We start from the raw sequence: 17,240 nt of genomic DNA on the forward strand, positions 1-17,240 counted from the left end.
GGCTGATTGCAGGCAATATTGGCGCGCTTTCCGGGGCATTTTTTGGCGTTCCCATCTATATCTTCATCCAGTGGCATGGGCGCTGACGGGGCATCCTGCAGACACAGTGGAGTCTGGTCATCCGCAGCCTGGCGTACACGCTGAGGCGCAATTGCTTTCATACTCGGCAATATTTGGTTTGTGATGGATTGAACGTGCTAACTGCTTCCAAGATTTTTCCCCAAGGCTCCGGCCTCGCTGCGGTCCTGATCCGGCGGGCGCCCACCATCGAACTCGACTGGGACGTGCGCCAGAAAAGCCGTTTCGATGCCACCGATTCGCAGGGCCGGCAGATCGGCGTGTTCCTGCCGCGCGGTACCGCCGTGCGTGGCGGCGACGTGCTGGTGGCCGAGGACGGCTCGCTGATCCGCGTGATCGCGGCGCCGCAGCCGGTGCTGCGCATCACGCATTGCACGGCCCACGGCACGCCGTTCGACCTGACGCGCGCGGCCTATCACCTGGGCAACCGGCATGTGCCGATCGAGCTCAAGCCCGACCACCTGAAGATCGAGCCCGACCATGTGCTGGCCGACATGCTGCGCTCGATGCACCTGATCGTCGTCGCGGTCGAGGAAGCCTTCGAACCCGAGGGCGGTGCCTACGGGTCGCACGAGCATTCGCACGGCGCCGACCATGATCACTCGCATGGCAGCAGCAAGGGCCCGAAACCGCTCGTGCTCGCGCCGGAACTGCTCGATGACCATGATCATTCGCACGATCACGGCCATCATGGGCACTCGCACTGATATGAGATCGGCTGGGTGCGTCGTGCGTTGTTCAGGGCGCGCTCCCGCCGACGGGGTACGCGGCGAAGCGAATGTCCCCCGGCCTGCGGCCTCCCCCTTGATTTCGCTGCGCAAGGCACCCCATCGACGGGAGCGTTGGACAGAGCGGTTGTTGATCGAGCGGCACAAGCGCTGCGCCCATCGTGCACAGGGCATCGGGTGCTCCCCGCAGCGAAATAAAGGAGGAGCCGAAGGCGGGGGACATTCGCGGAGGGGAGTACCCGGTGGCCTGTGCACGCGCCCCGAACAAGAGCGCCAACAACACAAGCGCCCCCCAACACAACGCGGAGCAAAGAGCTGACCATGCCCGACCCCCACAGCCTCCTGCAGCTCATCTGGCTCGCCTCCCCCGCCCTGCCCGTCGGCGGCTTTTCCTATTCGGAAGGCGTCGAGGCAGCCGTCGAATGGGCCGGCATCGATTCGGAAGCCAGGGCCATCGAGTGGCTCTCCGACCAGTTGCACCTGAGCTTCGCGCGCGGCGACCTCGCGCTCGTGGCGCAGGCCATCCCGGCCTGGCGCGCGGGCGATGCAGCGCGCATCCGCGAACTCAACACATGGGTGATGACCACCCGCGAGTCGGCCGAATTCTTCCTGCAGACCGAGCAGATGGGCCGCTCCTTCGTCGAATGGCTCAAGCTGCACCACGACGACACCGCCGCCGTTTTTGCCGGCCTGCCCGCGAGCTATCCCGTCGCCTTTGCCTTTGCCGCGAGCCGCACCGGCGCCTCCGTGCACGACGGCTGCCTGGCCTTCGCCTTCGGCTGGGCCGAGAACATGGTGGCCGCGGCGGTCAAGGCCGTGCCGCTCGGCCAGAGCGCGGGCCAGCGCATCCTGGCGCGCTTGGCAAACGAGATTCCCGCCGCCGTCGAGCACGCAATGCACCTTGGCGACGACGAGCGCCAGGCCTTTGCGCCCCTGCTGGCCGTGCTGTCGGCACGGCATGAAACACAATACTCGCGCCTCTTTCGAAGCTGACCGAACCGGACACCCCTCATGACCTCCGCCCTGCACCACATTCCCCACCGCACCAAGAAACTGCCGCCGCTGCGCGTGGGCATCGGCGGCCCGGTCGGCTCGGGCAAGACCACGCTGCTCGAGATGCTCTGCAAGGCCATGCGCGACAAGTACGACCTCGTCGCCATCACCAACGACATCTACACCAAGGAAGACCAGCGCCTGCTCACCGTGGCCGGCGCCCTGCCCGCCGAACGCATCATGGGCGTGGAGACCGGCGGCTGCCCGCACACCGCCATCCGGGAGGACGCCTCCATCAACCTCGAGGCCATCGATCGCATGCTCGAGGACTTTCCCGATGCCGACGTGGTGTTCGTCGAATCGGGCGGCGACAACCTCGCGGCCACCTTCAGCCCCGAGCTGTCGGACCTGACGATCTACGTGATCGACGTGGCGGCCGGCGAGAAGATTCCGCGCAAGGGCGGGCCCGGCATCACCAAGAGCGACCTGTTCGTCATCAACAAGACCGACCTCGCCCCCTACGTCGGCGCGAACCTCGACGTGATGGAGCAGGACACGCAGCGCATGCGCCGGCAGCGGCCCTACGTGATGACCAACCTCAAGACCCACACCGGCGTGGCCGAGGTGGTGGCGTTCATCGAGAAGCGCGGCATGCTCGACGCGGCCTGAGCCGCTCTCCTTCAGAGCTCGCTGCCGTCGCGGACCTGCCGCGCCTTGTAGACCAGCCGCACACTCGCGCGGCGTGCATCGCGCACATGCTGCAGGTACACGTCGGCGGCTTCGCTCGTCCACGCCGCGTAGGCGGTGCCGGGATCGTTCGACGCCAGTTCGCCGCCGAAAGCCCCGCGCCCCCATCGAAGCAGTTCGGCAAATGCGGCCGCACCGCCGTCGGGCAGGGTCTGCGCGGATGCGAGGAACTCGATGCGCCGCAGCTGCGAATCGGCAAAGAAGAAGATCGGCTCGAACACCAGCCCCGCCATCGAGACCGGCGCCGCCTGCCAGCTGCCGATCAGGCCACCTGCGAGCCGCTGCGGCCGCTGCACACGCTCGAGCGCAGGCATCGCGGCCTGCAGTTCGCCGGGCGTCATGCCGAGCCGCACGCCGGGCGGCAAGGCCTGCGCATGCAGCGCCCCGGCAGCGAAGACTGCAACGCCCGCGGCGAATGCGCGGACGAAAGGACCAATAGAGGGCAAGAGAACAACGGATCGCAGCTTCGACATCGGAACAAGCAATAAACACTGGCGGCCAGGACAGACGACCGCAAGTATCGCGCGGGGCGAAGGCCGGCGTTCTCGGCGGTATCGAATGACCCGCGTGAACGGCTGACGCAGTGCGAAGAGCCTCGCGCTCAGCCTGTCACCGATGTTGTCTGCCCAGGCAGCGGCAGGCGCAGCGTCAGGCCCAGCGCGCCGCCCGCGTGTGGCGCCGCATAGATGCGCCCGCCGTGGCGGCTGGCAATGCGCTCGCACACGCGTGCACTGGCATGGCCGACGGCCTGCGTAGCCTCGAGGAAGCGCGCCAGCGGCGGGCTCGCATCGGAGGCATCGAGATCCCTCCAGTGGACGACGGCCTGGCCGCTTTCCACCCGCGCCGAGACCTGCAGCGTGGCCCCAGGGGACATGACCTTTGCCGCATACCGCGCAACCTTCGAGAGCAGGTCCTCCAGCTCGGCCTCGATGCCGAACACAGGCACCACCTCGTGCGGAACCCGGATGTCGAAGCGGATAGGCCAGCCAGATGCGCCTTCGGAACTTTCGAGACTCCGCAGCGACGCAACAAGCGGCCGGAGGTCCTGCATGCTGCTCTCGTGCATCTTCTGCTGCGCCTCGCGCCGGGCCTGTGCGGCCATCTCGCGTGCTTGCGCGCCGGCCTTGAGATTGGAAACGAGCAGGGAGGCGATGAAGGCCAGCACCGCGGCCAGGCCGAGTGCAACGACGATGGCAATGGCCAGGCCCAGGTTGCTTGAATACATGGCTCGTGCGCCTTCAACGCCCCTGCGGCGGCCGGAACTCCAGCGCACCGCCGGGACCGCGTTCGCAAGTCCCCGACAGGCTGTCGGCGCGAGGCCCCGGAAGCACCGGACGCGCGCCTTCGGCCTGGCCGTCGCACACATCCCATGCGGCCATGGGCGGCATCGGCGGTGCTTCGCCGCGAAAGCCCGCGTGCCGGCTCCAGCCGGGCGGCGGCCCATAGGGTGGCGGTGGAAGCATGATGCAGCCGGACAGGCCGGCCGCGGCGAGCACGCCCGCCAAGTGATGATGGATTCTGATCATTCGAAGCTCATGGACAAGTCGCGGGAACGTGCGGCGGGGCTGCGCACTGCACTGCCCCGCCGCACACGCTTCCGTCAGAACGCGTGCCGGATGCCGAAGTCGTAGCCGGTGGACGAGCGCGGCAGGCCCGTGTAGCTGACGCCCGCGCTGCCGTAGCCCGTGGTGCTCGCGGCACTCAGGCTGCCGGTGTAGGCCGCATCGTTGCGGTTGTTCACGCGGGCCACGGTCGCGTACAGGGCCGTGCGCTTCGACAGGTTGTGCACATAGCCGATGGCCAGCTTCTGCGCGCGCGGATCTTCGCCCGTGATGCCCGAGGCGCCTTCGTCGTAGCGCACGGTGGAGTACGACGCGCGGATCACGCCCGCGCCCACCGGCATGCTCGCGCCGATCAAATAGCCGTTGTAGCTGTCGTGGCTGTTGCCGACGGCCAGGTCGAACTTGTTCTTCACGTTCGACAGCTCGCCGAACAGCTTGACCGGGCCGAAGTCGTAGGACGCGCCGAGATTGATCGTCTGCACCTTGCGGGTCAGCGAGGTGGTGTCCACCGCGACGCTCTCGCCCATTGCCAGCGCGACGTCGAGCGGCCCGTTCGCATAGCCGAAGCGGCCGCCGACGTAGCGGCCCGCGCTGCTGCTGGTGGCGGCCGTGAGGTCGGTGGCGCTGGTCCGGGTGTTCTCGTTCAGGCTGTACTGCAGCTGGCCGTAGAAGCCGCCGAGGTTGGGCGGCAGGAAGTAGCCGACCATGTTGCTCGCGCGCACGTAGTTGGCGTTGTTCAGGCCGGTGCTGCCGCTCACGGTGTTGATCACGCTGGAACCCGAACCGTTGGTGCCGAACGGATCGAAGACGGTGTCGTTCCAGAAGGTGGCGGTGTAGTCGCGGCCCAGGCGCACCTCGCCGAAGCCGCCCGAGAGGCTCACGGTGGAGCGGCGGTTGAAGGTGGAGACGCCGGTGGCGCCGTCATCGTTGGTGATCGGCGCTTCGAGCCAGAAGCTGGCGGCCAGCCCGCCACCCAGGTCTTCCGTGCCCCGGAAGCCGATGCGGCTGGAGTTGTAGCCGGAGTTGGCGAGGCTCCACTTGCTTTGCTTGGAACTCAGGCCCGTGGCCGCATCGCGCGAGGTGGCCGACTGGTAGGTCACGCCGGCATCGATGACGCCGAACAACGTGACGGACGATTGGGCAGAGGCCAGGCCGGCAGCGGCCAGCGCGGCGAGTGCTGTGAGGGATTTCTTCATTCAGGTTTCTCCGGTTTTCAGCAGCTCTTCATCGAGCAGCTGGACGGATGGTCCTTTTCAAATTTGGAGGAATCTGGTCGACGCGGCCCGCTTTGCGTCGACTGTTGTTTGTGCGCACGCCCAAGCCCCTCGGCCATGCAAGGCCTCGTACCAGAAATCTCCCAAATGGCACGCAATGCTCGGCACCCGAAGGAGCCCGACATGACCATTGCATTGCAGAACACCACCGCGGCCTCGCTGGGTGTGCAGCAGCTCGCCAGCGCATTCAGCCCGGCCTTTTCCCACCTGCGCATTCTTCGCAACCTGATCATCCCGATGCCCGAGGGCAGCGTGGTGCGCACCGCCATGATCGATGCGGTGCTGGTGTGCGAGACCGGCATCTACCTGTTCGAGATCAAGGCCTGGCGCAACGCCTTCGTCTACCGCAAGAAGTCGGAGGCCGCGCCGCCGCGCTGGTTCCTGCGGCTGCAGGGCTGCAGCCGGGCACGCGAGGTGAAGGACCCCGCCTGGCAGGGCGGCCGCAAGACCACGCAGCTGCGAAGCCTGCTGAGCGACGAGCTGCGGCTGCAGTATTTCGTGCTGCTGCCCTGCGAAGGCGTCGAACTCGAAGGCGTGATGCCCGCTGCCGTGATCACGCAGCAGGACCTGCCCTACATTGCGCGCCTGGTGCGCAACAACGGCCGCACCGCGCGCACCTATCCGCTGCTGGATGCCGGCGCCATCGACCGCACCGCACAGCGGCTGCTCGACATCCAGGGCGGCCTCTCGCTCGACGAGCACATGCAGAACTGCCGTGAAAGAAGCGAGCAGATCTCCACGCGCTGGAACGGCGCGGGCGCTGCTGCAGCGGCAGGCATCGGACTGCAGTAGCAGCGCCGGCGGCACGCCCCCGCGCGGCGCAGGGCGTCCCAGATTTCTCCGACTTTGGCGGGGACCATGCGGCGATGAGTCCTTCCAAGCCCGCCTCCGTCCTTGCCGCCATGTTTCTCTCGATCGCCTGCGCGCCAGCCTGGGCCGCCGATCCGTTCACCGTCAGGGACATCCGGCTCGAAGGCCTGCAGCGCGTGGAGCCCGGAACGGTGTTTGCCACGCTCGGCATCAGGGCGGGCGACACCTACAGCGACGACCGCGGCAGCGCAGCCATCCGCTCGCTGTTCGAGCTCGGCCTCTTCAAGGACGTGCGCATCGACATCAACGGCAGCGTGCTGGTGGTGATCGTCGAGGAACGCCCGTCGATTGCCGACGTCGACTTCGTCGGCACCAAGGAGTTCGACAAGGCCGCGCTCCAGAAGGCGCTGCGCAGCGTGGGCCTGGCCGAGGGCCAGCCCTACGACAAGGCGCTGGCCGACCGCGCGGAGCAGGAACTCAAGCGGCAGTACATCAGCCGCAGCCTCTACAGCGCGCAGGTCATCACGACCGTGACGCCGCTGGAGCGCAACCGCGTCAACCTGACCTTCACCGTGACCGAAGGCGAGTCCGCGCGCATCAAGGAAGTGCGCGTGGTCGGCAACCAGGCCTTCGGCGAAAGCACCCTGCTCGACCTGTTCGACCAGGACAGCGGCGGCTGGCTGAGCTGGTACACCAAGTCGAACCAGTATTCGCGCAGCAAGTTCAATGGCGACCTGGAGACGCTGCGCTCCTTCTACATCACGCGCGGCTATCTCGAGTTCCGCATCGATTCCACGCAGGTCGCCATTTCGCCGGATCGGGAGACGCTCACGCTCACGGTCAACATCACCGAAGGCCAGAAGTTCGCGGTGGCCGGCGTCAAGCTCTCGGGCAACTACCTGGGACGCGAAGACGAGTTCAAGTCGCTCGTGACGATCCGCCCCGGCCAGCCCTACAACGGCGAAGACGTGAACGCCACCACCCGGGCCTTCACCGACTATTTCGGCACCTTCGGCTATGCCTTCGCACGCGTCAAGGCAGAACCCGAGATCGACCACGACAGCAACCGCGTCACGCTGGTGCTGCGGGCGGAACCCTCGCGGCGCGCCTACGTCCGGCGCCTGAACATCGGGGGCAACGCCAGAACGCGCGACGAAGTCATCCGCCGCGAGTTCCGCCAGTACGAGGGCGCCTGGTACGACGGCAACAAGATCAAGCTCTCGCGCGACCGCGTGGACCGCCTCGGCTTCTTCACCGACGTGAACATCGAGACCACCGAGGTCCCGGGATCGCCCGACCTGGTCGACCTGGCAATCAACGTGACCGAGAAGCCCACCGGTTCGCTGCAGCTCGGCGCGGGCTACTCGTCGACCGACAAGGTGTCGCTGAGCTTCGGCATCACGCAGGAGAACGTGTTCGGCACGGGCAACTACCTGGGCCTGCAGCTCAACACGAGCTCGTACAACCGCACCATCTCCCTCACGGCTACCGACCCGTACTTCACGCCGGGCGGCATCTCGCGCACCTTCAACCTGTTCCACACCACCACCCGCCCCTACTACGAGGCAGACGGCAACTACAAGCTCGCGAGCGATGGCGGCTCGGTGCGCTTCGGCCTGCCGCTCGGGGAGCTGGACACCGTTTACCTGGGCATCGGCGTGGAGCGCTACAGCTTCACGCCGGGCACCAATGGCGCCTACACGCTGGTCGACGGCTCCTATGTGTACACCGGCACGCCGCAGGCCTACCTCGACTACTTCCAGTGCACGGGCACCGCGCCGAGCGTGGTGTGCGCTTCGAAGAACATGGTGGGCATTCCCGCGACCATCGGCTGGGCCCGCGACGACCGCGACAGCGCGCTGGTGCCCACCACCGGCCGGCTGCAGAGCGCCAACCTCGAGGTGGGCGTGGGCAGCGAGCTGCGCTACCTGAAGAGCACCTACCAGTACCAGCAGTACTTCGCGCTGTCCAAGCAGTACACGCTGGCCATCAACGGCCAGCTCGGCTATGCCAAGGCGCTGAGCGGCACCGCGTATCCCATCTTCAAGAATTTCTATGCGGGCGGGCTCGGCTCGATCCGCGGCTTCGAGCAGAACTCGCTCGGGCCGACCGATGCGGTCACGGGCGGTGCGCTCGGCGGCACGCGCAAGGCGATCTTCAACATGGAGTTCAGCACGCCTTTCCCGGGCGCGGGCAACGACCGGTCGCTGCGGCTCTACACCTTCTTCGATGCCGGCAACGTGTTCGCGGAGCGCACCGCGAGCATGACCGATGCGCAGTGGAAGGCGCAGAACCGCCTGCGCGCCTCGGCGGGGGTGGGCATCAGCTGGATTTCTCCGCTCGGTCCGCTGCGCCTGGCCTATGCGGTGCCGCTCGTGTACCAGAAGCTCGACGAAGCCAACGGCATTGCGGCGGACCGGACGCAGCGCTTCCAGTTCCAGATCGGCACGTCGTTCTGAAGCGGAGCACCCATCCATGAGCCGCATCCTGCTGGCCGAAAAAGGCCGCGAGATGGCCGCTGCGCTGCGCGAAGGGCTGCAGCGCGCCGGCCACGATGTGGAGCACATCGCCGATGGCGCGGCCGCGCTCGACCGCATCCTCAGGTCGCCGCCGGCCCTCACGCTGCTCGACACCGCGCTGCCGCGCATCGGCGGCCTCCGGGTGCTGGAGCAGGTGCGCTCGCACAGCGACCATCCGATCATCGTGCTGACGGCCCGCACGCGCGAGGCCGACCGCCTGCGCGGCCTCGACCTGGGCGCCGACGACTACGTGTGCAAGCCCTTCTCGCCACGCGAAGTGGTGGCACGCGTGAACACGGTGCTGCGACGCCATGCGCAGCGCCAGCGCATCGCCATGGCCTCGCCTTCCGTGGCGTTCGGCGGCAGCGCCCACAGCGTGAGGATCGAGGGGCGGCTGCTCGCGCTCACGGGCCGCGAGCTGAACCTGCTGCAGGCGCTCTCGCGCGAGCCGGGCCGGGTGTTTTCGCGCTCGGCGCTGCTCGAGGCCGCGTTTCCGGACGCGCTCGACGTCAACGAGCGCGCGGTCGACGGGCACATCAAGAACCTGCGCAGGAAGCTCGCCGCCGCGTCGCCCCCGCACGACTGGATCCGCTCGATCTACGGTGTCGGCTTCGCCTTCGAGGAACGGCCGGCCTGAGACGGCACGCAGGCGGTGCGCGACGGCCGGGCGGCGCGGCTGTCGGTGGCCATGATCGGCGCCAGGGTGGAAAGGGTCGAACTGCCTGCGCGGGCCTTGCCGGCCGCGACGCATCCGCCGCTCGCCGCCACCACGGCGGCGATCACCAGGCCGCAGCAAGCCAGCAAACCCAGGAGGCGCTGCGACAGCATGGGCCCGTCGTCTTCCGCAGCTTCGGCGCGGGCGTGCCAGACGGCGCTCACGTGCGCGGAGGCTCGGTGGCGGCGCCGGTCCCGTTCGATCGGGTGGCGCGTGCCTCCGCCCACACGACCAGCAGCGCCCAGACATGGGCCACCGCCCAGAAAAGCGCCGCCAGCAGCAGCAACAGCGCGTCGATGCCCGGGTCGGACCAGAGCTCCGTCCAGGACCATGGCGAAGGCGCCGGCGCGCAGTACGCCGGGCTCACCCATGCGAGCGCGGGGGCCACAAGGGCCTGGAAAATCCTCTTCGTCCTTGGGCGTCGATGCGTGAACGGGTTCATGGAACGCATCGTGCAATTCGATTCGGGAGAAATATGGGAGAGACGGCTCTCCCAATTTCCTCCTCGATTCGCGGCCATGATCGGCCGCTCCCCCATGACGCATTCCCGCCCCGTACGCATGCCGCAGAATGCGGCCATGCCTCCCCCGAGCCCATGCCGCGCCTGACACTTTCCAGGAAGATCTTCCTGGCTCTGGCCGCCTTGCTGATCGTGCTGCTGCTCAGCTTCGCGGGGCTCTCCATCGTGGCGCTGCAGCGTGGCCTCGGCTCCTACGTGGCCGAGATCGAGATCCGGCGCATGGACTGGCTCTCGCAGCTGCTGCTCAAGCACTATGCGGCCAACGGCGACTGGAAGAAGCTGCAGGGCAACGACGACGCCTGGCATCGGCTGCAGATGGGCCGGCTCGCCGCGGTGCTCGACGGCGCCAGCAACGGCGACGAAAGAAAGCTCCCGCCCTGGTACGAGAACCGCGGGCCGGGCGGCGGCGGCAATGGTCTCGAAGGCGGTGGCGAGAACGGATCCCGGCCGCCGCCTCCTCCGCCTTCCCCGCAGCTCGAGCTGCTGCCCCGGCGCTTTCCGCCGCCCCCGCCGCTGGGGTTCTTTCCCGATCCGCGCGAAGCCGCCGACTCGATCTTCCAGCGCCTGGGCGTGGCCGATGCGCACGGCGCGCACGTGGTCGGCGCCAAGGTCGACCCGGAGAATGCCGCGCGCCTGCCGATCCGCCACGGCCGCTCGGTCGTCGGCTACCTGGTGCTCGCGCCGATGCAGGGCCTGGAGAGCGAGGCCGACCGCGCCTTTCTCGCGCGCCAGTCCGGCGTGATCGCCCTCACCGGCCTGTGTGGGCTGGCCTTTGCGCTGATGCTGTCGTGGCTGCTGGCGCGCCGCTGGTTCCGGCCGATCGACGAACTCACGCAGGCCGCGCAGGACGTGGCGCGCGGGCGGCTGTCCACGCGCGTAGCCGTGCATGGCTCGGACGAGCTCGCGCTGCTCGGCAAGACCTTCAACGACATGGCGCAGCGCCTGGACACGGTGGAGGCCTCGCGCCGCGCCTGGCTGGCCGATGCGGCGCACGAGCTGCGCACGCCGCTGGCCGCCATGCGCGCAGAGATCGAGGCCCTGCAGGACGGCGTGCGCAGCTTCGACGAGCGCACCGCGCTGCGGCTGCATCGGCAGGTGATCCGGCTCGGCCAGCTGGTGGACGACCTGCGCAGCAGCATGCGCGAGCCGCAGAGCGACCTGCTCGCGACCACCGTGTTCCCGCTCTCGCTGCTGAAGGAAGCGCTCGACCACACGCGCGACCGGTTCGCCGCGCGCGGCATCACGGTGGACCGCAGCGCCATCGACCGCATCTCGGCGCGCGCCCAGCCGATGGTCGACGGCGATGCGCACCGGCTGCACCAGGTCTTCATGAACCTGCTGGAGAACACGCTCGCCTACACCGACGCCGGCGGCCGGCTGTGCATCGGCGCCACGGTCGACGGGGCCTGGACGGGCAACAGCCTGACGCTGCAATTCGACGACAGCGCGCCGGGCGTTCCCGAGCCGGAAATGCCGCGCCTGTTCGACCGGCTGTTCCGCGGCGAGTCCTCGCGCAGCCGCGAGCTCGGCGGCTCCGGGCTCGGACTGTCGATCTGCCGCGCGGCCATCGAGGCCCATGGCGGCACCATCGACGCCCAGGCTTCGGAACTCGGCGGGCTGCGCGTGACCATCACCCTTCCGCTGTCGAGGAGCGCATCGCCATGACCCGCATCGTCATCGTCGAGGACGAGCTCGACATCGCATCGGTGGTGCAGGACTACCTGCGCCATGCCGGCTACGAGACCACGCATTTCGCCGATGGCCAGAGCGCGCTCGACCATCTGATCGCGTCGCCGCCCGAACTCACACTGCTCGACATCATGCTGCCGCGTCTCGACGGCATCGAGGTGCTGCGCCGCGCGCGCGAGCACACCAGCCATCCGATCATCATGCTCACCGCGCGCATCGAGGAGGTCGACCGCCTGCTCGGGCTGGAGCTGGGTGCCGACGACTACGTCTGCAAGCCCTTCTCGCCGCGCGAACTGGTGGCGCGCGTGCGCGCCGTGCTGCGGCGCACCGAGCCGCCCGCGGAGCGCGGCCAGCCCCGCCAAGGCATGCCCGGCCTGGTGCTGGACGACGTGCACTGGCGCGCGTCGCTCGAAGGCACGCCGCTCAATCTCACGCGCCGCGAGTTCGGTCTGCTGCAGGTGCTGTCGCGGCACCCGGGCCGCATCTTCTCGCGCGCCCGCCTGCTCGAGCTGGCCTACGACGACACCATGGACGTGACGGAGCGCGCCATCGACAGCCACGTCAAGAACCTGCGGCGCAAGCTCGGCGCCGTCACGCCGGCGCACGACTGGATCCGCTCGGTCTACGGCGTGGGGTTTGCGTGGGAAGCGCCAGGGCCGGGGCCGGGCTGAGCGTTTCCCGCCAGCGAATCGATCAGCGCGCGCGAAGCGGACGAGAGCCGCCGGTGCGGCGCATAGATCACTGAAAACGGCCGCGTGCGCCCGCGCGCCTGCGCCAGCACCTCGACGGCCCGGCCCTGTGCCACCAGGTCGCGTGCGATGAAGTCGTAGGTCTGGCAGATGCCCAGGCCGCTCAGCGCCAGCGAGACCACGCCGAGCACATCGTCCGACACCTGCAGGGCGCCATGCGGCAGCCAGTCCACGTCGCGTCCCTGCTCGCGCAGCAGCCAGGGCGACACGCGGCCGGTACTCGGCATCACGAAGGGCAGGCAGCTGTGGCTTGCGAGCTCGGCGACGCTGCCCGGTGCGCCTGCGCGTTCGATGTAGCCCGGCGCCGCGAGCAGGCACATCGGCGCGTCTTCGAGCTTGCGCGCGACCAGGCCGCTGTCGGGCAGCTGGCCCAGCCGGATCGCGAGGTCGTAGCCCTCGGCCACGAGGTCCACGTTGCGGTTGGTGATGCTCAGCTCGACGCGCACCTGCGGATGCTGCGCGGAAAACCGCTGCAGCAGCGCCGGCAGCCGGTGGTGGCCGTAGGTGGTGGGCACGCTCAGGCGCACGCTGCCCGCCAGCGCGCCGCCCTGCCCCTGTATCGCGCGCTCGGCATCGTCGATCAGCGCAAAAGCCGCGCGCGACTGCTCCAGGTAGGCGCGCCCCTCTTCGGTGAGGCCCAGGCGCCGCGTCGTGCGGCGCAGCAGCTGCACGCCAAGCCGCGTTTCAAGCCGGGTGATGGCGCGGCTGAGCACCGACGGCGTGGTGGCCAGCGCCACGGCAGCGGCCGTCATGGAGCCCTTCTCGACCACTGTGATGAAGGTTTCCACATCTCCCAGGTGATCGAATCTCCGCCCCATCTTGTCTCCCGAAGAACAAATGTTTTCCTTGGATGCCAGTTTATCGCCTGAACAGCCATCAATACAGTCGAACCATGACTTCCACCACCATATCCCCCTCCGTTCTACGTCCCCTCGCCGCCGCTGCGCTGCTCGGCCTTTGCGCACTCGGCGCCCAAGCCGCCAACGTGCTGGTCGTGCTGTCGGACTCCGACCACCTCGACCTGAAGGACGGCAAGGTCTTCGCCACCGGCTTCTACCTGAACGAGCTGATGCAGCCGGTGAAGCTGCTGCTCGACGCCGGCCACCAAGTGACTTTCGCGACGCCGCGCGGCGATGCGCCCACTGTCGACGCATCGTCGGTCGACAAGATGTACTTCGACGGCGACGTGTCCGCCATGGAGCAGCACAAGGCGCTGCTCGACAAGCTGAAGCTCACCTCGCGCACGGACTCGCCGGTGGTGAGCCTCTCGCGCGTCGCACAGATCGGCTACGCGCATTTCGACGCGGTCTATGTTCCGGGCGGCCACGCGCCCATGCAGGACCTGCTCACCAGCCCCGAACTGGGCAGGCTGCTCGCCGACTTCCATGCACGCAACAAGACCACGGCGCTCGTGTGCCACGGTCCGATCGCCCTGCTCTCGACCTTGCCCGATGCGCAAGGCTTCACGACCCGGCTGGCGGCCCGCGGCACCGTCGAGCAGCGGCCCAAATGGATCTACGCCGGCTACCGCATGACGGTCATCAGCAACCAGGAAGAGGAGCTTGCGAAGGCGGCGCTGCAGGGCGGCACGATGAAGTTCTACCCGCAGACCGCGCTGCAGCAGGCCGGCGGCGCCTACAGCAGCAACAAGGTCCCGTTCACTTCGAACGTCGTGATCGACCGTGAGCTCATTACCGGCCAGAACCCCGCCTCGGCGGTTGGCGTGGCCAACGAAATGCTCAAGCGCCTAGCGAAATAGCCGGCACCAACAGGCGCCGCGGCGCGGGCTCCGCCCCTCGCGATTAGGGGCGGCCGCCCAGCTTCCTTGCTTGTAGCGCCCACACCCGCGAACTAGACTGGAATGCGAAGGCACCCGCAGTGCCGGGGGCCAAGGAGTCGGCCATGTACAAGCGTATCCTCGTCCCCACCGATGGCTCTTCGCTCTCCGAACAGGCGGTCGCCACCGCCATCGACCTGGCCCTGCTGGCAGGTGCCGAGCTGGTGAGCGTCACCGTCGCGCACCTCCAGCCGTACGGCTACTTCGAAGGCTCGATGGTGCTGAACCAGCGCGAAATCGAAGCCTCGCAAGAACAAACGCAACAGTCCGCCCAGCGCATGGTCGATGCGGTCAGGAGCGCCGCCATCGCCAGGGGCGTGCGCAGCGCACAAGCCATCGTCATGAAGTCCAACCAGGTGGCCGAAGCCATCATCGCCACGGCCAAGAACCAGCAGTGCGACCTGATCGTGATGGCCTCGCACGGCCGGCGCAGCCTGGCGCGGCTGCTGATGGGCAGCGAGACGCTGCATGTGCTGACCCACTCGCACATTCCGGTGCTGGTGCTGCGATAGAAGCCTGATCGAAGCAAGCGCGCTCGAAGTGAAATTCTTCACGATCGGGCGCCGGCATCGGCCGCCCCTCGTGAACGCGCCGCCCTCGGGGCGACTCACTCCCTGGCTGCCATCCGCAGCTCGCGCAGGGCTGCGGAAGGTACAGTGCCCTGCAATGGCTGCATTGCGCAAGGGCCGTCTCAAGGGAGTGAAAATGAAATCATCGATGTTTCCCCGCGCCGTGGGCTGGGGCCTGCTTCTGCTGTCGGCCCTGGTGGCGCTGTGCATCGCGGCCCTATTGAGCTTCGACTGGAACCGCGCCAGGCCATGGATCAACCAGCGCGTGAGCGAAGCGACCGGCCGCCCGTTCGCGATCCGCGGCGACCTGGCGCTGCAGTGGTCGAGCCCCGAAGCCGAAACAGGCTGGCGCCGCTGGGTGCCCTGGCCGAGGCTCAGCGCACAGGACATCACGCTGGGCAATGCCGACTGGGGCAAGACCGGCCCGCACCTGGCCGAGATCAGGCAGCTGAGCTTCTCGCTGAACCCGCTGCCGCTGCTGAACCATACGATCCGCGTTCCCACGCTCGAGCTCGCCGGCCCCGTTCTCTCGCTCGAACGCACCGCGGACGGCAAGAACAACTGGACGCTGGCACCCGCACCCGACGGCGCGGAGCCCTCGAGCTGGAAGCTCGACCTGCAGCGGCTGGTGCTGAGCCAGGGCACGGTGAAGCTTGCCGATGCCACGGCAAGGCTCGATCTCAAGGTCGACATCGACAGCCTGCCCACCGAAAGCGCCGAGGGCTACGGCATCGGCTGGAAGCTCGGCGGCACCTTCCGCCAGACGCCGGTGCAGGGAAGCGGCAAGGCCGGCGCCGTGCTCTCGCTGCAGCAGGACACCAAGCCCTATCCCTTGCAGGCCGGCGTGCAGGTGGGTGCCACGCGCATCGACATCGCCGGCACGCTGACCAAGCCCGACGCGCTGGCCGCACTGGACCTGCGGCTCAAGCTTTCGGGCGCGAGCATGGCGCACCTGTACCCGATCACCGGCATCACGCTGCCCAACACGCCGCCGTTCAGCACCGAAGGCCATCTGGTCGGCAAGCTCGACAAGGCCGGCGGGCGCTGGCTGTACGAGAACTTCAAGGGCCGCGTGGGCGCCAGCGACATTGCGGGCACGCTGGAATACATCTCGCAGCAGCCGCGGCCGCTGCTGCGCGGGCAGGTGCAGTCCAACCAGCTGCGGCTGGAAGACCTCGCGCCGCTGATCGGCGCCGATTCGAACGCGAGCAAGGCCAAGCGCGGCGCCGCGGCCGTCCAGCCGGCGGGCAAGGTGCTGCCGGTGGAGAAGTTCGATACCGCGAGCTGGGGCAGCATCGACGCGGACGTCAAGTTTGCCGGCCGCAAGATCTTCACCGCGAAGGACCTGCCCATCGACAGCCTGGTGGCGGATCTTCACCTGAAGGACAGCGTGCTCTCGCTCACGCCATTGAGCTTTGGCGTGGCAGGCGGCACCCTGGCGGCCACGGCCAAGCTCGACGGCAGGCAGGACCCGATCCGCGCCAACCTGCAGCTCTCGGCGCGCCGGCTCCGGATCAAGGAGCTCTTTCCGACGCTCGACACCATGCAGGCCAGCCTGGGCGTCGTCGGCGGCGATGCCGCGCTGTCCGCATCCGGCAACTCCGTCGCGGCCCTGCTGGGCACTTCGAACGGCGAGGTGAAGGCGCTGGTGAGCAAGGGCACGATGAGCAAGTTCCTGCTCGAGGCCATGGGGCTGAACATCGGCAGCGTGGTGGCGACCCAGCTGTTCGGCGACAGGCAGGTCCAGCTGAACTGCCTGGCGAGCGACTTCAAGGTGACGCAGGGCGTCATGCAGACGCGCTCCTTCGTGCTGGACACGGACGAATCGGTCGTCAACGTGAGCGGGCTCATCGATCTTTCCAAGGAACAGCTCGCGCTGGAAATCCAGCCGCGGAACAAGGCGCTGCGCGTTCTTTCGCTGCGCTCGCCGCTGTACGTCCAGGGCACGTTCAAGAACCCCGACGTCGGCGTCGACAAGGGCGCCGTGGCGCTCAAGCTGGGTTCGGCAATTGCGCTGGGCGCGGTGGCGCCCGCTGCCGCGCTGCTGCCGCTCTTGAACATGGGCTCGCAGGAGTTCGCGGAATGCGCGCCGCTGGAAGCTGCCGCGCGCCAGAAGCCGAAGGCCGGCAAGCAGCCCACGGCACGCTAGCGGCGCCGCGGGCCTGCTGCCCGCAAGGGGCTTGTTTTCTATTTTGCGAGACTGGCCTGGGCCGCACGCTGCGCCAGGCAGGCCTGCGTGGCGCGATGCGTTGCGAGCCCGAAGCACTGCGCCTCGGCCCGGCGGGCAAGCGCCTCTAGCGATCGGCGTTCCTGCGCCGCCGAAACCTGGAATTCGACCAGCCACTTCATGACCACGGCCATCACGATCAGGAGGCCGACCAGCGCGGCAACCAATGTTCCGCGCCAGTCCTGGATGCGGAAGATCGACGGTGCGGGCTTGTTCATCGTTG

Annotated in this window: 19 protein-coding genes; 11 read left to right on the plus strand and 8 right to left on the minus strand. The window is 68.2% G+C overall.

The window, feature by feature from the left end:
- The first annotated feature begins 194 nt into the window (after positions 1-194).
- The 3 genes from ureE to ureG all read left to right on the plus strand — a co-directional run bounded on the left by ureE (position 195) and on the right by ureG (position 2,468).
- Positions 195-785 (plus strand): urease accessory protein UreE, encoded by a 591-nt coding sequence (ureE, locus tag RZE77_RS22595; RefSeq protein ID WP_319439360.1) that lies wholly within the window; start codon positions 195-197, stop codon positions 783-785.
- A 342-nt stretch (positions 786-1,127) separates the two neighbouring features.
- On the plus strand, positions 1,128-1,799 hold the full coding sequence (locus tag RZE77_RS22600; protein WP_319439361.1) for an urease accessory protein UreF: 672 nt from the start codon (positions 1,128-1,130) through the stop codon (positions 1,797-1,799).
- Between the two features lie 18 nt (positions 1,800-1,817).
- The gene (gene ureG, locus RZE77_RS22605; protein ID WP_021008924.1) at positions 1,818-2,468 is read left to right on the plus strand and encodes an urease accessory protein UreG; all 651 of its coding nucleotides are present in this window, start codon (positions 1,818-1,820) and stop codon (positions 2,466-2,468) included.
- 11 nt (positions 2,469-2,479) lie between these two features.
- Here ureG and RZE77_RS22610 read toward each other — a convergent pair whose 3' ends face one another.
- The 4 genes from RZE77_RS22610 to RZE77_RS22625 form a co-directional block, all read right to left on the minus strand.
- Complete coding sequence (locus tag RZE77_RS22610) at positions 2,480-2,992, minus strand: hypothetical protein (protein ID WP_319439362.1); 513 nt, start codon at positions 2,990-2,992, stop codon at positions 2,480-2,482.
- Between the two features lie 155 nt (positions 2,993-3,147).
- The gene (locus RZE77_RS22615; protein WP_319439363.1) at positions 3,148-3,771 is read right to left on the minus strand and encodes an ATP-binding protein; all 624 of its coding nucleotides are present in this window, start codon (positions 3,769-3,771) and stop codon (positions 3,148-3,150) included.
- Positions 3,772-3,784: 13 nt separating this feature from the next.
- Entirely contained in the window at positions 3,785-4,072 is a 288-nt protein-coding gene (locus RZE77_RS22620; RefSeq protein ID WP_319439364.1) for a hypothetical protein, read from the minus strand.
- 74 nt (positions 4,073-4,146) lie between these two features.
- Positions 4,147-5,304, minus strand: a complete 1,158-nt coding sequence (locus RZE77_RS22625) for a porin (protein WP_319439365.1) — start codon at positions 5,302-5,304, stop codon at positions 4,147-4,149.
- Positions 5,305-5,505: 201 nt separating this feature from the next.
- Between RZE77_RS22625 and RZE77_RS22630 the strand changes: the two genes are divergently transcribed.
- From RZE77_RS22630 to RZE77_RS22640, 3 genes are all read left to right on the plus strand, one after another.
- On the plus strand, positions 5,506-6,174 hold the full coding sequence (locus RZE77_RS22630; RefSeq protein WP_319439366.1) for a nuclease-related domain-containing protein: 669 nt from the start codon (positions 5,506-5,508) through the stop codon (positions 6,172-6,174).
- Positions 6,175-6,248: 74 nt separating this feature from the next.
- Entirely contained in the window at positions 6,249-8,651 is a 2,403-nt protein-coding gene (bamA, locus tag RZE77_RS22635) for an outer membrane protein assembly factor BamA (RefSeq protein WP_319439367.1), read from the plus strand.
- 16 nt (positions 8,652-8,667) lie between these two features.
- Positions 8,668-9,348 (plus strand): response regulator, encoded by a 681-nt coding sequence (locus tag RZE77_RS22640; protein ID WP_319439368.1) that lies wholly within the window; start codon positions 8,668-8,670, stop codon positions 9,346-9,348.
- Here RZE77_RS22640 and RZE77_RS22645 read toward each other — a convergent pair.
- Positions 9,309-9,590 (minus strand): hypothetical protein, encoded by a 282-nt coding sequence (locus RZE77_RS22645; RefSeq protein WP_319439369.1) that lies wholly within the window; start codon positions 9,588-9,590, stop codon positions 9,309-9,311. The genes RZE77_RS22640 and RZE77_RS22645 overlap by 40 nt on opposite strands.
- The gene (locus RZE77_RS22650) at positions 9,587-9,868 is read right to left on the minus strand and encodes a hypothetical protein (protein WP_319439370.1); all 282 of its coding nucleotides are present in this window, start codon (positions 9,866-9,868) and stop codon (positions 9,587-9,589) included. The genes RZE77_RS22645 and RZE77_RS22650 overlap by 4 nt, the downstream gene beginning before the upstream one ends.
- A 153-nt stretch (positions 9,869-10,021) precedes the next feature.
- On the opposite strand from RZE77_RS22650, the gene RZE77_RS22655 reads away from it, so the two are divergent.
- On the plus strand, positions 10,022-11,611 hold the full coding sequence (locus RZE77_RS22655; RefSeq protein WP_319439371.1) for an ATP-binding protein: 1,590 nt from the start codon (positions 10,022-10,024) through the stop codon (positions 11,609-11,611).
- The gene (locus tag RZE77_RS22660; RefSeq protein ID WP_319439372.1) at positions 11,608-12,306 is read left to right on the plus strand and encodes a response regulator; all 699 of its coding nucleotides are present in this window, start codon (positions 11,608-11,610) and stop codon (positions 12,304-12,306) included. The genes RZE77_RS22655 and RZE77_RS22660 overlap by 4 nt, the downstream gene beginning before the upstream one ends.
- On the opposite strand, the gene RZE77_RS22665 is transcribed toward RZE77_RS22660, so the two are convergent.
- Positions 12,258-13,202 carry a LysR family transcriptional regulator gene (locus RZE77_RS22665; RefSeq protein ID WP_319439373.1) on the minus strand — a complete coding sequence of 315 codons (945 nt, stop codon included), beginning with the start codon at positions 13,200-13,202 and terminating at the stop codon, positions 12,258-12,260. The two genes, RZE77_RS22660 and RZE77_RS22665, sit on opposite strands and share 49 nt — an antisense overlap.
- A gap of 74 nt (positions 13,203-13,276) precedes the next feature.
- On the opposite strand from RZE77_RS22665, the gene RZE77_RS22670 reads away from it, so the two are divergent.
- The 3 genes from RZE77_RS22670 (at position 13,277) to RZE77_RS22680 (ending at position 16,939) form a co-directional block, all read left to right on the plus strand.
- Complete coding sequence (locus tag RZE77_RS22670; RefSeq protein WP_319439374.1) at positions 13,277-14,143, plus strand: type 1 glutamine amidotransferase domain-containing protein; 867 nt, start codon at positions 13,277-13,279, stop codon at positions 14,141-14,143.
- A gap of 143 nt (positions 14,144-14,286) precedes the next feature.
- Positions 14,287-14,733, plus strand: a complete 447-nt coding sequence (locus RZE77_RS22675; RefSeq protein WP_319439375.1) for a universal stress protein — start codon at positions 14,287-14,289, stop codon at positions 14,731-14,733.
- A gap of 193 nt (positions 14,734-14,926) precedes the next feature.
- Positions 14,927-16,939: an AsmA family protein gene (locus RZE77_RS22680; protein ID WP_319439376.1), complete on the plus strand. Its 2,013-nt coding sequence runs from the start codon at positions 14,927-14,929 to the stop codon at positions 16,937-16,939.
- Positions 16,940-16,977: 38 nt separating this feature from the next.
- On the opposite strand, the gene RZE77_RS22685 is transcribed toward RZE77_RS22680, so the two are convergent.
- Positions 16,978-17,235 carry a hypothetical protein gene (locus tag RZE77_RS22685; RefSeq protein ID WP_319439377.1) on the minus strand — a complete coding sequence of 86 codons (258 nt, stop codon included), beginning with the start codon at positions 17,233-17,235 and terminating at the stop codon, positions 16,978-16,980.
- Positions 17,236-17,240: the final 5 nt, after the last annotated feature.

The sequence above is a fragment of the Variovorax sp. SPNA7 genome, assembly GCF_033807855.1.
GTDB classification, from domain to species: Bacteria; Pseudomonadota; Gammaproteobacteria; order Burkholderiales; family Burkholderiaceae_C; genus Variovorax; species Variovorax beijingensis.

What these genes read in the sequence shown, in the direction of transcription:
- RZE77_RS22600 (WP_319439361.1), top strand. Translation starts at nt 1,128, where the DNA reads ATGCCCGACCCCCACAGCCTCCTGCAGCTCATCTGGCTCGCCTCCCCC.
- ureG (WP_021008924.1), top strand. Translation starts at nt 1,818, where the DNA reads ATGACCTCCGCCCTGCACCACATTCCCCACCGCACCAAGAAACTGCCG.
- RZE77_RS22615 (WP_319439363.1), bottom strand. Translation starts at nt 3,771, where the DNA reads ATGTATTCAAGCAACCTGGGCCTGGCCATTGCCATCGTCGTTGCACTC.
- RZE77_RS22620 (WP_319439364.1), bottom strand. Translation starts at nt 4,072, where the DNA reads ATGATCAGAATCCATCATCACTTGGCGGGCGTGCTCGCCGCGGCCGGC.
- RZE77_RS22625 (WP_319439365.1), bottom strand. Translation starts at nt 5,304, where the DNA reads ATGAAGAAATCCCTCACAGCACTCGCCGCGCTGGCCGCTGCCGGCCTG.
- RZE77_RS22630 (WP_319439366.1), top strand. Translation starts at nt 5,506, where the DNA reads ATGACCATTGCATTGCAGAACACCACCGCGGCCTCGCTGGGTGTGCAG.
- bamA (WP_319439367.1), top strand. Translation starts at nt 6,249, where the DNA reads ATGAGTCCTTCCAAGCCCGCCTCCGTCCTTGCCGCCATGTTTCTCTCG.
- RZE77_RS22640 (WP_319439368.1), top strand. Translation starts at nt 8,668, where the DNA reads ATGAGCCGCATCCTGCTGGCCGAAAAAGGCCGCGAGATGGCCGCTGCG.
- RZE77_RS22650 (WP_319439370.1), bottom strand. Translation starts at nt 9,868, where the DNA reads ATGAACCCGTTCACGCATCGACGCCCAAGGACGAAGAGGATTTTCCAG.
- RZE77_RS22655 (WP_319439371.1), top strand. Translation starts at nt 10,022, where the DNA reads ATGCCGCGCCTGACACTTTCCAGGAAGATCTTCCTGGCTCTGGCCGCC.
- RZE77_RS22660 (WP_319439372.1), top strand. Translation starts at nt 11,608, where the DNA reads ATGACCCGCATCGTCATCGTCGAGGACGAGCTCGACATCGCATCGGTG.
- RZE77_RS22665 (WP_319439373.1), bottom strand. Translation starts at nt 13,202, where the DNA reads ATGGGGCGGAGATTCGATCACCTGGGAGATGTGGAAACCTTCATCACA.
- RZE77_RS22670 (WP_319439374.1), top strand. Translation starts at nt 13,277, where the DNA reads ATGACTTCCACCACCATATCCCCCTCCGTTCTACGTCCCCTCGCCGCC.
- RZE77_RS22675 (WP_319439375.1), top strand. Translation starts at nt 14,287, where the DNA reads ATGTACAAGCGTATCCTCGTCCCCACCGATGGCTCTTCGCTCTCCGAA.
- RZE77_RS22680 (WP_319439376.1), top strand. Translation starts at nt 14,927, where the DNA reads ATGAAATCATCGATGTTTCCCCGCGCCGTGGGCTGGGGCCTGCTTCTG.
- RZE77_RS22685 (WP_319439377.1), bottom strand. Translation starts at nt 17,235, where the DNA reads ATGAACAAGCCCGCACCGTCGATCTTCCGCATCCAGGACTGGCGCGGA.